The 14,307-nt window shown below is 39.7% G+C and carries 11 protein-coding genes; 4 read left to right on the plus strand and 7 right to left on the minus strand.

Annotated elements, in window-relative coordinates; translation table 11 throughout:
* Window positions 1-193 precede the first annotated feature (193 nt).
* From K2F45_RS06920 to K2F45_RS06930, 3 genes are all read right to left on the minus strand, one after another.
* Window positions 194-829, minus strand: a complete 636-nt coding sequence (locus K2F45_RS06920) for a hypothetical protein (protein ID WP_248933225.1) — start codon at window positions 827-829, stop codon at window positions 194-196.
* 4 nt (window positions 830-833) lie between these two features.
* Window positions 834-1,742 (minus strand): DUF4747 family protein, encoded by a 909-nt coding sequence (locus K2F45_RS06925; RefSeq protein ID WP_248933226.1) that lies wholly within the window; start codon window positions 1,740-1,742, stop codon window positions 834-836.
* A 640-nt stretch (window positions 1,743-2,382) separates the two neighbouring features.
* Window positions 2,383-2,898 carry a hypothetical protein gene (locus K2F45_RS06930; RefSeq protein ID WP_248933227.1) on the minus strand — a complete coding sequence of 172 codons (516 nt, stop codon included), beginning with the start codon at window positions 2,896-2,898 and terminating at the stop codon, window positions 2,383-2,385.
* Between the two features lie 927 nt (window positions 2,899-3,825).
* On the opposite strand from K2F45_RS06930, the gene K2F45_RS06935 reads away from it, so the two are divergent.
* The 4 genes from K2F45_RS06935 to K2F45_RS06950 are packed head-to-tail and all read left to right on the plus strand — an operon-like array spanning window position 3,826 to window position 10,937.
* Window positions 3,826-4,209 (plus strand): hypothetical protein, encoded by a 384-nt coding sequence (locus tag K2F45_RS06935; RefSeq protein WP_248933228.1) that lies wholly within the window; start codon window positions 3,826-3,828, stop codon window positions 4,207-4,209.
* 11 nt (window positions 4,210-4,220) lie between these two features.
* Window positions 4,221-6,353, plus strand: coding sequence for a TlpA family protein disulfide reductase (locus K2F45_RS06940; RefSeq protein ID WP_248933229.1), 2,133 nt, complete (start codon window positions 4,221-4,223; stop codon window positions 6,351-6,353).
* Between the two features lie 9 nt (window positions 6,354-6,362).
* Window positions 6,363-9,581, plus strand: coding sequence for a SusC/RagA family TonB-linked outer membrane protein (locus tag K2F45_RS06945; RefSeq protein WP_248933230.1), 3,219 nt, complete (start codon window positions 6,363-6,365; stop codon window positions 9,579-9,581).
* Window positions 9,582-9,584: 3 nt separating this feature from the next.
* On the plus strand, window positions 9,585-10,937 hold the full coding sequence (locus tag K2F45_RS06950) for a RagB/SusD family nutrient uptake outer membrane protein (RefSeq protein WP_248933231.1): 1,353 nt from the start codon (window positions 9,585-9,587) through the stop codon (window positions 10,935-10,937).
* Between the two features lie 57 nt (window positions 10,938-10,994).
* Here the strand turns inward: K2F45_RS06950 and K2F45_RS06955 are convergent, their stop codons facing one another.
* From K2F45_RS06955 to K2F45_RS06970, 4 genes are all read right to left on the minus strand, one after another.
* Window positions 10,995-11,378, minus strand: a complete 384-nt coding sequence (locus K2F45_RS06955; protein WP_182982556.1) for a hypothetical protein — start codon at window positions 11,376-11,378, stop codon at window positions 10,995-10,997.
* A complete protein-coding gene (locus tag K2F45_RS06960) occupies window positions 11,372-12,115 on the minus strand; it encodes a MauE/DoxX family redox-associated membrane protein (RefSeq protein ID WP_248933232.1) in 744 nt (247 codons plus the stop codon). The genes K2F45_RS06955 and K2F45_RS06960 overlap by 7 nt, the downstream gene beginning before the upstream one ends.
* Window positions 12,116-12,500: 385 nt before the next feature.
* A complete protein-coding gene (locus K2F45_RS06965; RefSeq protein ID WP_075991524.1) occupies window positions 12,501-13,586 on the minus strand; it encodes a hypothetical protein in 1,086 nt (361 codons plus the stop codon).
* Window positions 13,583-14,278 (minus strand): hypothetical protein, encoded by a 696-nt coding sequence (locus K2F45_RS06970; RefSeq protein WP_157625956.1) that lies wholly within the window; start codon window positions 14,276-14,278, stop codon window positions 13,583-13,585. The genes K2F45_RS06965 and K2F45_RS06970 overlap by 4 nt, the downstream gene beginning before the upstream one ends.
* Window positions 14,279-14,307: the final 29 nt, after the last annotated feature.

The raw sequence follows: 14,307 nt of genomic DNA on the forward strand, positions 1-14,307 counted from the left end.
TTGGTGTTACACTCCCGCTGGTATCGTTTGTTAATCCCAATGAGCAATCCCCAACACGTCATTTGAAACTTCTGAGAGCTTCCATGAGTGTTGAGGATTTATTTCAAATTTTCAATAAAATTTTTTATATACTCAGTTGTATTGTCATTCTTAATCACTTAAATAAAATTCTGAGCACTTCCATTTATCAAAATTATTCTTTCTTCCCCTTTATCTCTTTTTTTTGTTCTTCATAAACTAATTTATTCAATGACTGACTAAATGTAAAAATATTTACGACATTATAAATAATAAGAATACAACAATAATTGGTTAGTAAAATTGCTATTGTTAATAATATAGCATTAAATATTTCCACAAACCCATTTTCAGCTTTTAAATCAAGTTCAATAAAGAACTTAATTACTAAAAAAAATACTACTGTTGATACCAAAGTAAGGATTGCAAGTGCAAACAATGCAATACCATGTTGATAAAGCGAATATTTAGGAAGTTTTAAATTTGATTGTTCCCTTTCTAAATTTATTTTTATTCTATACCATTTTTCAATGGTACTTTTAAACACCCCGTAATTTAAGAATCCAACTACTAATGAATAAGCTGTCATCGTAAAACCACTAAAAGTAATAAATGCGGGTAAAAAAGTACCTATATATGCTTTTAAAATTGAGTAATAGCTATTATCGAAAAAAAAATTCTTAGTAAAAAAGAACACCGCATTGAAAATAATGATTAAAAATCCAGAAAAACAATATATCTTATTTTTATGTAATTTTCTTTCTGATATTATATTCCTCAAACCTTTAAAGGAGTTTTCAAATTCACTCATATTTTCATAATCTCCACTTCTTTAATGTTTGTTTGAGAATCGAAATAACTGGAAGCACATCCTTCTTTATCTGTAATGCGAATTCTTCAAATTTACTTTTTGTATTAACAACAACTTGATTGCCAAAATTATTCTCACCTGTGGCAACTAAATCTCCATTTTCTTTACTCAATTCTATTCCACCTTTAATTAACTGCGACTCCATATTTAAGGAATCATTCTTTTCCGCCTTAAACTCTCCTTTGTAAGTATTAGTATTTGCCTCTTTCAACAATAAATCCATGAATTGTTTTGCATCGTCTCCCAAATCATCATTTGTATAACTAACTGTTATTTCGATTTTTTTTAAAGATTCAAATTCATAAATTTTTTCAATTTCCTCTGTACTTTTAGCGATATCAATATTAAAAAATTCTGGTTTTTCATATATTTCTAAAAGCGCTTTTTCAAAAAAAAACGCTACCTGTTTAACAGTAACATTAGATTTAACTGGTAAAAAAAACCTATGTATTAATGGGACAAAATAAAAGGGAATTTGAATTGCATTAGGCTTATCAATAGAGTTAGGATCTCCGGGCTTTAGTTCTTTACTAATTGTATTATAATATTTGTCATTCTCGTCTTCGATCTTAAATTTAACGAATTCACCTGTAAATATATTAAAGCTACTTTGGCTTAATATTGAATATTCAACTCCTAGATCCTTTTTTGATAAATTTAATTTATCAAGTTTTTTTAAATCTAAGCCAAATTTAGTACCAATTTTTACATAAAAGCCATTGAGATTAAATACTTGCTCTATTAAATCAGAATAAAGCTTTTCTTTATCAACTTCATCTGAATGAATTTTTAAATTGATAATATAACATTTTAATTCATCGTATTCCTTTTTCTTAAATAGTGTATTGTTCATACTTTTCAGCTTTGATAGAAATTTTATTATTTATATAAATGATTACAGGTATATGGCATTCCGTTTCGGAATTTATACCATTAAGATACGCCAAACTTTATAAACATGAAACCCTATTTTATAAAATTTCATATTTATAGCTTCGCTGTTTGTCATATTAATGTTTTATAAATCCCTCCACTTCATAAAAGCACCCAAATCTTTTTAATAGTGCTACGCACCTATTAAAAATCTTCAAGGTTTTAGAGTTTGGCTCGCCTGCTATTCGCTCGGGCTGCGCTTTTGTCATATTTTTGATAGGCCTAGGTCACAAGCCCCTTTTTCAAAAATACCGTCAAGAAGCTTTGTCTATTTCATAGAGATCGTTGAATCGTGCTTCGCACTTTTCTTCGACGACCTTCGTTCAACTCGCAGGACGGCGAGCGATTAAAAAATAAAGAAATTCGAAACAAAAGTGAGACTCTTTGAGCAAAGAAGTAATTAATAGATTTTATAACTTTTCAATATGGCAAAAATGAAAAAAATGCTTTAAAGGTGCAAAAAAAGTCATCTTACTTACGTAAAACGGCTTTTTTGAAAGTGACCCCGCTGAGGCTCGAACTCAGGACCCACAGATTAAGAGTTTGTATTCCTTACTAAATCATTCCCCCTTCTTCTTAATTGGATACGCAGTTACAAATTTTTTAATCAATTCTCCTGTTTCTCTTCCCGTAGCTTTTTCGATAAGTATTAATTCATAAGGCTCAGGTAATCCACCATTGTAATAGATATCGGTTAACCTTTTCTTTTCAATTCCTGTTTTGTTCAAAATATAATCAAACATGTTCTTGCCTTGAACTTCAACTTCATCTCTCATGAAAATACCAAAGTTGGTTCTTTCTTCAATTTCTTCTCCAGTCTTTAGCTCTAAATTTCTATGTGTATATACGGCCTTGATAACATTTTCGATGATATCACCCGAGTATATAGCAATTTTATGGAAGGAGTGTACAGAAACACTTTTTCTCTGTTGATTTGTAATTTTACTAATTTCCCCCTTGGTCATATCAACCATCTTTGCAAAATTTTCAATTGGCAATCCAGATTCCGTTTTTCTTGCTAAAACATATTCTGCAAAATTTGCTATTTCTATAATTAGGAGTTCCTTCTCATCCATAATGTTAAAAATTTAATTGGTTTCCTTTATATTTATTTTGTTTTAATGGAAACCTATTCTTATATTTGTCTAGCGATTAGACAATAAGGCTATTAGCCATATTGAACGATGTTTTCTCGACCCACAAACGACTAAAATTCCATCGAGGGAACCGTTAAGATCGCCTCATGCTTAAAAAGTTTTACTACTTTTGTACATAAAGCATGTGGGTGGTCTTGCGTATACTTTAGATGGCTGAGTCAAAATGTCTCTCGAGACATAGACGAATGGGCTAGTCACCCGTGGGTCTAAAGTGCAAGCCACCCCTTGTATTTTATAAGGTGGTTTATACTTTCAGAGAAACGTTGTTCTTAAATAATCAAAAAATTATGAGAACGACATTTTTTAAATCCCTAACACACCGGTACCAGATCAAGGATCGACTTACTCGGTGTTCCGCTAAGCAACATTTCAAAAATTTAATCCGAGCGCCGGATTAGATGCAATTACAATACACAGTACGTAAGAGGGTAGGAGTCAAAAAAAACTGGCTCGGCAATGCCTGTTCAACAGAATAGCCAAATTCCCCTTTGCGTGTCTGCCACCGACCCAATACTTCAATATTTAAATAGAGAATAAAAGGCAATGAAGATGGCTTGTTCTAAATAATTGTTTGCACCATAAATTTAGGTAAACTTTTCTTCGAAGACAAATTTCTATCCCAAATATTGTTGTGATACAACAAAGGGTCGGTTCTTCCTATCATTGTGGATGTCCGTGACGAACATATATATAACCATTGACGAAAAGAGTAAAACGGCATTCTGAGGTTTAGTTAATAAATTTTTTAACAGTGTATCTGTATTGGGACTTTGGGCTCGATAGGGGAATGTTTTATCCTTTTTTCCAAAGAATCTATGCCGATATACGCCCTCAAAAGCCAAAAAAATGAAAGAGCTTTTAAAGAAACTAGTCGCCTTTGACCTGGCGATGTACGAGATCCATCATCTGGAGTATGATCCAGTAGCATGTATTAAAGATTTTTGGACTAAGTATGATATGGACAGTTGTCGTAATCATCTAGTAGAATTGCTTACGATTTATTTCGATCGAGAAAGGGGATTTAATCCTACTATCAGTACAGCGGATATACAAAGTTTCTCCGTCGCATTGTTTCGCATGGTAATGGCTTATTTTCTGATTCACTACAAAAAGATTAATCTGTCAGAGGTGGAAATTTCATTTCTCCGAAGCAACAGATTCATCGCTTGTGAACTCGAAAGTAGCAAGGAAATCTACGATTTTTTTTATCCGCTTTCTCAAAACCACTAATAAACTAAATAATGAATATCCTGAAATTTTTAGCCTTTTTAATGGGCTATATAACCTATATATTTCAAGTACCTGTGAAGCACTACTTAAGCACAGATATAGTACTAATTACGCAAAATTTGCGTAAGAAAATTAGACAAGGAAAAACGTACTTCAAAGGTACTTCGATCCTGCTAAAAAAGCGCTGTACGAATGGCGCTCAGAACCTTCTAAAAAAAGTAGATTCTTCGGGCAGCCTTCGGGTTTTGTTTGAGTATCCTTCGACAATGCGTCGTACCAGCGTCGCCTCATCTTCGGGAACGCTTCGACTGTTGTTCGACTGCGCTTCGGGTAGGAGTCGAAGCGTACTCGAAGCCCTGCCGAAGCCGAGTCGAAGAGCTCCCGAACATGTCTCGACCATGTCCCAAAGAAGTCTCGAAGCTGAGCCAAATGTCAGTCGACGAGCGGAAGAGGTATCACCTTCTTCGGACTTTTGCCTAACCAACTTCTCCCCGGCTTCTGCCTTTCATGCCATTGGCATCGAGTTTTCATCGGGATCTTATCGGGCTGCACCGATGAAAACCCGATGCGGACTCGATGAAAACCAGATGAAATGTAAAAATTCGGCAGGAATTACTCAAAAGATGGTCGAAGATTTTCAGCAGGTGGGAGATTTTAGATTGACGTATGGAGTAGAATCTGAACGATCTGTTTTAAGATTCTTTAAGTCGATCTGTAAGGCTTTTGTGTTTCGAGTCAACACTTTGCTTGGATTAATAGGTCCAGTTGTTCAGCGGGCTTTAAAATGTCTTCTATTCGATGCAGATTATAAGCGTGCCTATCGCATGGTATTGACATGCTTGTTTTTATGTTTAGTTTCTATGTTTAGTTTATCAGCTCAGACGCCTCGCAAGGACAGCGGGGCCGATGGGCTATCTCAGATCCGGGCGCTAAAGGCGGGCGATAAGATCCCGGATGCGGTATGGAACCAGCCGCTCGAACTCAATTATTTCAATGGGAAGAAGAAAAAAATCAAGTTCGCCGATCTGAAAGGGAAATTGATCTTGTTAGACTTCTGGTCAACAGGCTGCCCGAGCTGCATTGAAGGTATTCCGAAAATGGAATGGATACAAGAGCGTTTTACGGATAACATACAAGTCATAATGGTCAATAGTAAGCGGAATAAAGATACAGCAAAACGGATAAAGACTAGATTTGAGAAATTTAAAGCTGATTTTAATTTTACGCCTTCTTTACCCACAGTATTAGATGATACAGTGTTTACCGCTTTGTTTGCGCATAACACCCTGCCTGCATTGGCTGTGATTGATCCAAATGGTGCATTTATCGCCATGACCAGCTCGCATTCTTTGACGGACAAAAATATTCAGGCTTTGCTGGATGGAAATGCCGTGTTAAAGAACGAAGGCAATTATAAAAACCTCACTCGAAGTGCTGCTGAACCGCTATTGGATACTGTGGGGGTGCATTACATTTCTGCATTTGGGGGATATAGAAACCATTATTTGCCTGTTTACCCGAATCTGAATCATAAGAATGGGACAACGTTCCTTCAAATGGGCAATCAGAGTCTACAGTTTATGCTCTTTCAAGCCTATGGGCAGGCGCTCAAAGGATTCCGACAAAATGATCTGGTCATAGATGCTCGTCTCGGCAGACAGTTCAAAGAAAAGTTGTTGAATGTAAATAGCACCCAAAATAAGTATTGGTATCAGTTTTACACCGATGACTCGGTATCCCGCCCACAATTTGCGGATATTTTTTGTCGCGAATTTCAGAACTATTTTAAAATTGCTGTCGCGCGTAAAAGCGACAGCATCGAACTGTATAAAATACGATTCTCCGATAAGATCAAAACCATTCTTACCAGTGGAAAGGCTTCAATTGCACGGTTTCAAGGGATAGACGAAGAGGCTTTCTATCAGAATATTCCTATCGGTCTATTTCTGCAGAATCTCTTTTATGCTTTTGATCTTCCGACTGAACTAAAGGAGAAGGAAAATTTTAATATCGATATCACCATACCTGCTGGCTTTGTCCGGTGGACAGAACAAGAAAAGTTAACTTTTCTGAACGAAAGAGGGATAGTGTTTAGTGCTGTGAAAGAATACAGAACTTATCCTTTAGTTTATCCAATCTACTAGTCCGAAGTAATGAAAGTAGGATTATTAACGCTGCTATGCAGCGTAAGCATCTTGCTGGGCAAGGCTCAGCAGATGCAACGGATGGAGGTTAAAGGACGCGTACTAAATAGTACGGATAGATCTCCTGTGCCAAATGCCAATATTCGCGTGATGAATAAACAGCAGGTAACGCGTACTGATGGCAAGGGGCAGTTTGCTTTAATTGGTGTTGTCGATAGGGACTCGTTGGCAGTCAGTTCGGTGGGATATTACAGCCGCACCGTGGCCGGAGGTTATTTTAGAGATAATGCAGTGATATTGCTTCAAAAGGAAGAAAACTATTTGCAGGAGGTACAGGTAAATACCGGCTATCAGACGCTTCGGGCAAACGAAGTCACGGGGGCTATAAATGTAATTTCCCGAAAAATGTTGGATCAGCAGGTAGGGACCAATATCCTGCAGCGTCTTAACAATGTCGTTCCCGCTATTCGCTTTGACAATCAGCCGATCAAAAATGCTATGCAGCAGAAGCTAAATGTTTCTGTTCGGGGACTAAGTACCATTAACGGTAATCTTGATCCTTTAATTGTGCTGGATGGGTTTATCTATGAGGGTGATATTACCAACATAGACCCTGCGATGATTGAATCGGCTACGGTTTTGAAAGATGCTGCGGCGAGTGCTATATGGGGCGCCCGGGCAGGAAATGGTGTAATTGTACTGACCACCAAGAAAGGTATGATAGGTACAAATACCCGCAATAAAATTACGTTTGGAAGTACGATGATCGTTAAAGATCGCCCAAATCTGTCGCAGCTATATCAGGTTCCGAATGCTGATTTTATAGCTATTGAAAAGATGCTGTTCGATGGAGGACATTATGATGTTTTTCTACAATCATTTCCTTATGTAGCAATGACCCCCGTAATTGATATTTTGGACCGTACAAAAAATGGAAAGATTTCGTCATTGGATTCCACAGAGGCAATCAATAACCTTTTGGCGCAGGACGGTTTGAAGAATTATTCAGATGCTTTTTATAGATCACCGATGTCGATGCAGTATAACTTGCATATCGCCGGCGGCAATGCAAAAAACAGTTATGGGTTAGGATTAGGCTACACGAAAACAACAACTGAATTAGATAGCCGAAATAGAAAATGGAATCTGCTATTTTCAAATAGTTATCGTCCGATCGCAAACTTGCAGTTAGATCTGAATGTGAACTATACCGATCATAGGGATCAATCGGGGAGACCTGATTATTCCAGCCTGAGCTATGGTAGCAAATCGGTTCCCTATATGCAGTTCTTTGATAATGACGGTAAGGAAATATCGTTTGACGGGGATTTTAGAAGGTCGTATCTCGACCAGAATTTTGGTGCTAATTATTTAGACTGGTCTTACTATCCGCTATCGGAATATAACTATTCGAAGACTACCAAAAACTTGACCGAGCTCTTTGCATCGGCCGGTATATCTTATCAGATCTTGCCCTACCTCAAGTTAACCGCTTCAGGACAATATCAAAAGCAGGCTTCCAAGAGTGAGTTTTTAAGTGAAATGGAAAGTTATAGTGCTCGTCTGTTGATCAATAAATTTACACAGGTGGATCCGGTTACTGGAAAAGTAAGCTATCCGGTGCCGCGCGCTGGAATTAATAAAATTGGCGAAAGTGAGGGGCAGTCGTACACCGTGCGTAGTCAGCTCAATTTAGATAAACGATTGAGTGCGCATCACTTCATCGGCATCTTTGGTGCTGAGATGCGGCAGAATACACAGAGCGGAACAGTCTATACTGTGTATGGATACAATAGCATCCCCCTGACGTCGCAGGCTGTAGACTTTATAAACCTTTACCGCACCAGTCCCGATGCACTATTACAGACAATAGGGGGAAGTCCGGATTTCACAAAAACGGTCAATAGGTTTGTTTCGACATACATCAATTTTTCTGATATATGGAAGGAGAAATATGCCATTTCTTTCAGTTTTAGGCAGGATGGAGCCAATATATTTGGAGCCAATACAAATGATAAATGGTCACCCCTATGGTCTGTGGGTGGTTTTTGGGATCTCGGTAAAGAGCAGTTTATGGAGCTGTCTTGGTTGAATAATCTCAAGCTCAGAGCTACATTTGGTTACAGTGGTAACGTTGATCTGACCAGAACGCCCGAACCCATTGCAAATATTGAGACAGCCCGTTATACGAATTACCCCATGTTAAATATCCGAAACCTAAATGATCCTTCGCTCCGATGGGAGAAGGTCGGAACTTTCAATCTAGGACTGGATTATGCTTTACTTAAAAACCGGATCTCGGGCAGTGTTGACTATTATGTGAAAAATGGAAAAGACCTGTATGGTACCACAGATTATGATTATACAACCTGGGGAGCACAGGCAACAGTGGTCAAAAATGTCGGCGCCATGCGTGGTCATGGACTCGACCTCGCTTTGAATAGTATCAATACAATCAATAGGCTCAAATGGAGTACGAGTCTGGTATTAAGCCTGAATAAAAACAAAACGACCGCATATTATAGAAGCGTGAACCAAGGGCTCGGCAATTTTCTCGGCAATGGGAATGGCATCACGCCGATAGTAGGAAGACCTTTAAATGCAATAGCGGCTTATCGATGGGCTGGACTGAATGAACAGGGGCAGCCGCAGGGATACCTGAACGGTGAAGTCAGTACAGAATATCTCAAGATCAGAAATGCGTCCCTACAGAGCGCTTCGGATTCAGAAAGTATTGTCTTTATCGGCTCTTCCAAACCTCAGCTGTTTGGCAATCTCATCAATACCTTTGCGTGGAAAGCATTTTCGATGTCTTTTAACATGAGCTTTAAAGCTGATTATTATTTTCAAAAGCCGTCCACGTCTTACTACTCACTCTTCGAGCAGGGCGTGGCTTATCCCGATTTTGAAAATCGCTGGATGAAGCCTGGCGATGAAAAGCAGACCAGCATGCCTAAAATGGAATATCCGATAAATGATAATCTCAGTACATTTTATACCCAATCGGAAATTCATGTACTCAAAGGAGACCATATCCGCTTGGAATATATTAATGCCGCCTGGGAACATAGGCTACCCGGTAAGAACGAAATGAAATTTAGGCTGTATGGGAATATTGCTAACCTAGGTGTAATCTGGAGGACCAATAGGAAACATATTGATCCTGAATTTGCCTATCGTCTAACACCACCAAAAACATTTTCATTGGGAATTCAAATAGATTATTAAGAGATGAAAACAATAATTATAAGTATAACCCTGGGCTTTGCTACACTAATTTTCGGGGCTTGTGATAAATATTTAGATGTACAATCCAATAATAAATTGGTTGTACCCAAAGAACTGGATGACTTACAGAAACTTCTGGACAATGTACGTGTAATGAACAATAATTTTTGTTCACGTGGTGAAAAGGCCTGTGACGATTATTTTATTCCTGAGAGCAATTACAAAGCATTGAATGATGTGGAGAAGCTGGATTATATCTGGGAGGACTCCCAATATAATTTTTCCAACGATTGGTCGAGCATGTACAATGTTGTATATATAGCTAATCTCGTACTGGAGCGTCTTGATAAAATTGATAGAAATGAACAGAATGCTGCAAAATGGGACGGTATTAAAGGCGCTGCCCTATTTTTTCGTGCCAATAGTTATCTCAGTTTGTTATGGACCTATGCCAAGGCCTATGAGCAGAATACCGCTGAGACGGATCTAGGTATTGTTCTTCGGGAAACATCGGATTTTAATGTGAAATCCGTACGGGCCTCCGTGGATGATAGCTATAGAAAGGTGATCACAGATCTAGAAGCTTCGATTTCACTTTTGCCATTGGAATCGGATCATGTGGTACAGCCAAGTAAGCCAGCTGTATATGGGGTTTTGGCAAGAGCTTACCTTTCGATGCGTCAATATGATCTGGCATTAAAATATGTTGAGCTGTATTTGCAAGGGCGAAACGAGCTACTTGATTATAATAACAGCAATGAAGTGAAGTTGACGGCCTCTTTTCCCTTTAGTTTATTCAATAAAGAGACTACATTTTATATGGAACTGAAGGCAACGATATTGAGTAATGCGTATTCAAATATCGATTCTGCACTCTATCGCTCTTATGATTCCAATGACCTGCGAAAGCAAGCGTATTTTAAAGTGTTAAATAATGTAATCAATTTTAAAGGGCAGTACTCAGGAAGTGCGCTGTTATTTGGCGGCGTGGCTACAGATGAAATATACCTGATCCGGGCGGAGTGTCTGGCGCGAGCGGGCAAGTTGGTGGAAGCGCAAGCAGATCTTAATAAACTTTTGGCGACGCGATATAAAGCAGAAACCTATAAACCTTATCTTTTGACGGAGGCGAGGGAGGTGCTGAAAGTGATATTAAGCGAAAGACGGAAAGAGCTGGTCTATCGAGGGCTGAGGTGGATAGATATCAAACGATTAAATCTGGAAGGGCAGGAGATTGTTTTAAAAAGAGTAGTCGATGGGAAAGAATATAGGCTTGTGCCCAACGAAAACCGGTATGCATTACCTCTGCCGGCAGATATTGTGAGGATAGCAGGAATTCCTCAAAATCCACGTTAATTTACGATAATAGCGGCCCTGTATAGGGCCGCTATTAAATTAATGCAAGTCGAATCTCTAATTTCGATTAATCGGATTAAACTGCATAGGGTTAGACCCCGGCTCCAGCGATGGAATGTATCCAGAGCTGGTAGATGTCGCTTCGATCGCTATTTTGCTCGAGTCGAAAGATGTTCCAGAACTGTTAAGGTCTGTTGGATCAACCTGAACTGCACAAGCGAGCTCATCTTGGTTATTACAACTTTTGCCATTAGGAGATGTGCTCCATTGCGACAAATCTTCTACCTGTGTGGGATCTGTTGGAGTCCCATGAAAATAAACAGTTACAGGAGCTAAACTTTTTCCTGTATAAGCTTCAGCACCTTTAAATGCTGAGAATCCGATAATCATGGCTCCGCCTAATATCATGTAGCCATAATTGTTTAAAAATTTGGTTAGCATAATGCTACCCTCCTTTCTGTATTGCAAGCCAATAATTGATGAGTAAAGTTGTTGGCCTGCAAACTTTTGGTAAATAATTGTTGTCGGTAAGGTTCTGTGTACCGATCGTATCTGTATGCCAGGCTGCCTACTATAGGCCTACTGACGCTGTCATATACTGGAGCATGGTCTATGCTGTCTGGCATATACCAGATTTCATGTGTTGGTTTAATTGCTGCGTTTTTATAGTTTACAATTCCTGTTGCTAGAATAACCGTGAGAAAGAGGCCGACAGAAGTCTTGTTGCTTAAATTGCTTTGCTCGTGTAGCAAAACCTTACGGTTGAGTACTAATCCTGCTAGCGATAGACCAAGAATAACGAGATTAAAGATCAGATGCGCTGTCCAGGAGATATGACTGAGAAAGCTGGTACACATACACGGTTTCTTGTCATATACATCCAGGACGCCAAGGGCAATATAAATCGAAAATAAGGTGATCATGATAGTCGATGCTATCCAGCCCCAATGCTGTAGGCGGCGTGCAGGCAATCCAAGCAAAGCTCCGATGCTAATTTCCAGCAGCGGAAGCAGCCAAAAAAGTATTGGCGCAAGGATGCTAATGACCGGTTGTTGCTGCAGTGCAATATGAAATGCACTGAGCTGCCAGAGTTTTTCAATACCCACATAAACCCAAAAGAGGATCATCACCGCCCGAAGGACTTTATAAATCGTTGTATTGGTTTTGCTCGCTTCCATAGTTTTAATTATTTGTACAGCGTCACTTATTATTTTCTCCGCTGTTTTTTTCTTTCCAAAAACAGGGCGCCATACCTGTGCGCCCTGCTCGGGTACAGCGGCCTGCTACAGCGTCAACTTCTACCTTTCGTACGCTTCAAAACAAAGATAGATCGGATTTTAGCCGACTGCAGGGGTAGTAGATGGGGCATATTGAGCCAGCGAATACCCTTCTAAATAGCTGTATGAATGGGGGCGGGGAATTAGAGACGAAATAACTGCTATGGGCATGGCGGAGCAAAATAGCCGACAGAAATGATTTTAAACAAGATTTAAAACCTGATCAATTCTTTTAGCGCAGGGGTAACGTGGGAATACCCCTGCTTTTTAAAATTTGGATGTATTTTTATCCATTTAATTCGGGGAATTTTTCGTGCAATTCATTCAGCATCGTTTTCAATACTTTGCGTAGATGGACAGCAGCGGGAAATTCGCTGCCTCTATCCATCTTTGTGAGGCTGTGTATCGAAAGCAGTATGCCTTCCTTGGTTTTAACGAGTTTTGAAAATTCTTCCGCAGCTTCCTTTTTCTCGGACGAGCGCATGACTTTGGCCTTCACACATAAATGTAGCCAGAGTTTGAGCTCCTTGCCATTCAGATTGCTATGGATAAACCGATAGGGAACAGCACTGGATGACTTATCATCTGCCGTTTCCATTTCAATATACTGGCACATCAGCATGAGCAGCGTGCTGCGGTTGGGATCATAGGCAAAGCCCGGGATGGCGGAAAAATGCTGCGGATACCGCAATAGATTGTCGGTAGCGGCCGGGTCAGCTTCGTAGAACTCCTTCCAGCGATTTAAAAAGCCGATATGGTTAAAATTAAAATTGATCATCAAGATCAAAAAGCGGGAAGGCCAGTTTTTATGCTGACGCTCGTCCTGAGCCAGTTGCCTGAGTGCATCAATCAGCTGAACAAGGTAGTGCTGATGATGATATTGCAGGTAGGGTATTTTGCCCCGCTGGAAAAGGCTCTCAATGGCGGAATGCACTTCATCCAGATAAGCTTGGGGAATCTGTTTAAGCCTTAACCTCTCTAAGCTGTCTTCGAGGTGAAGATCTATATATTGCCTGATGCGTTTTTCATGATGCTGCGGTAGCGGTGTCAGAGGATTGATATCTTTCTTAAATAAAAATTCTACACTTTCCAGTAGTTCCTCCACCCGATGAAGCGCATTGAGTTCCTCAGAAATGGACCGATCGCAGCAGGTGTATAATACTTCATGCAGGCGAAGTAACTGCGTATGGTAGAGCTGTATGCCGCGGATCGCCTGATCGGCATGGGTATATTGCCGATGGAGGGCCAGGGCGTCGTTCAAATGTTCGGTACAGGCAGAAGCAATGGCTTCCAGTTGTTTGGTTCGGCTGGAAGGGCTGATATGGGCAAAGGTCTCTATTAAAAGCATCAGGGGATATAAGCTTGTGATCATTTGTACCTCCTTTTCATTTCTTTGTGATACCATGGCCAGCCATATACACCCGGATGCAGCGTCATGTTCAGCTTGCCGCCCTCTTTTGCCTGCTCAAAAGTCTTTGGATGTACCTCGACCGGAAATTGGTATTTCTCATCTTCATACGTAAATGACACCAATAATTCATGTATGTCGCAGCAGACTGGGCATTTCTGTACCACTTCGGCCTGAATATAGACTGCTTTGGGGCTATCGACATGTTTGCAATTGTTCATAATAAGGTTCATCCGGATATACCAGGTACAGGCAAGGAGCATCAGTGGAAATTGGAGGGCGTACAGCGTAATCAGGTTGGCACGTTTAAAGAAAATTAAATGGGCTACCGCACAGCTGCCAAGAGCGATAGGGAAGGCATGTTTAAATGCTGGCTTCAGCGGCTGCGAGCTGAGCAGCAGTTCATAGGGTAAGCGGTCATACACCGCTATACTGCAGATCTGAATACAAATAAAAAATAGAGCAAAAAGCTGGAGCACCACATGGTGGCTACGGATTTCCAAAAAAGGAATCAGCAGGACTAGGACACCGATACTATAAACCTTTAGGTAAAATGCCGACGCTAAAAAGGATCCATATACAGTCACCACGATCGCGATAAAAATCAGGATGTGATTTCGGCTGATCCGTCTGAAAAAATGCATGGGAGGTCTCATACGCAGGGCTGTTAAATCAATGATTTGAT

The sequence above is a fragment of the Sphingobacterium siyangense genome (genome assembly GCF_023277505.1).
GTDB lineage: Bacteria > Bacteroidota > Bacteroidia > Sphingobacteriales > Sphingobacteriaceae > Sphingobacterium > Sphingobacterium siyangense.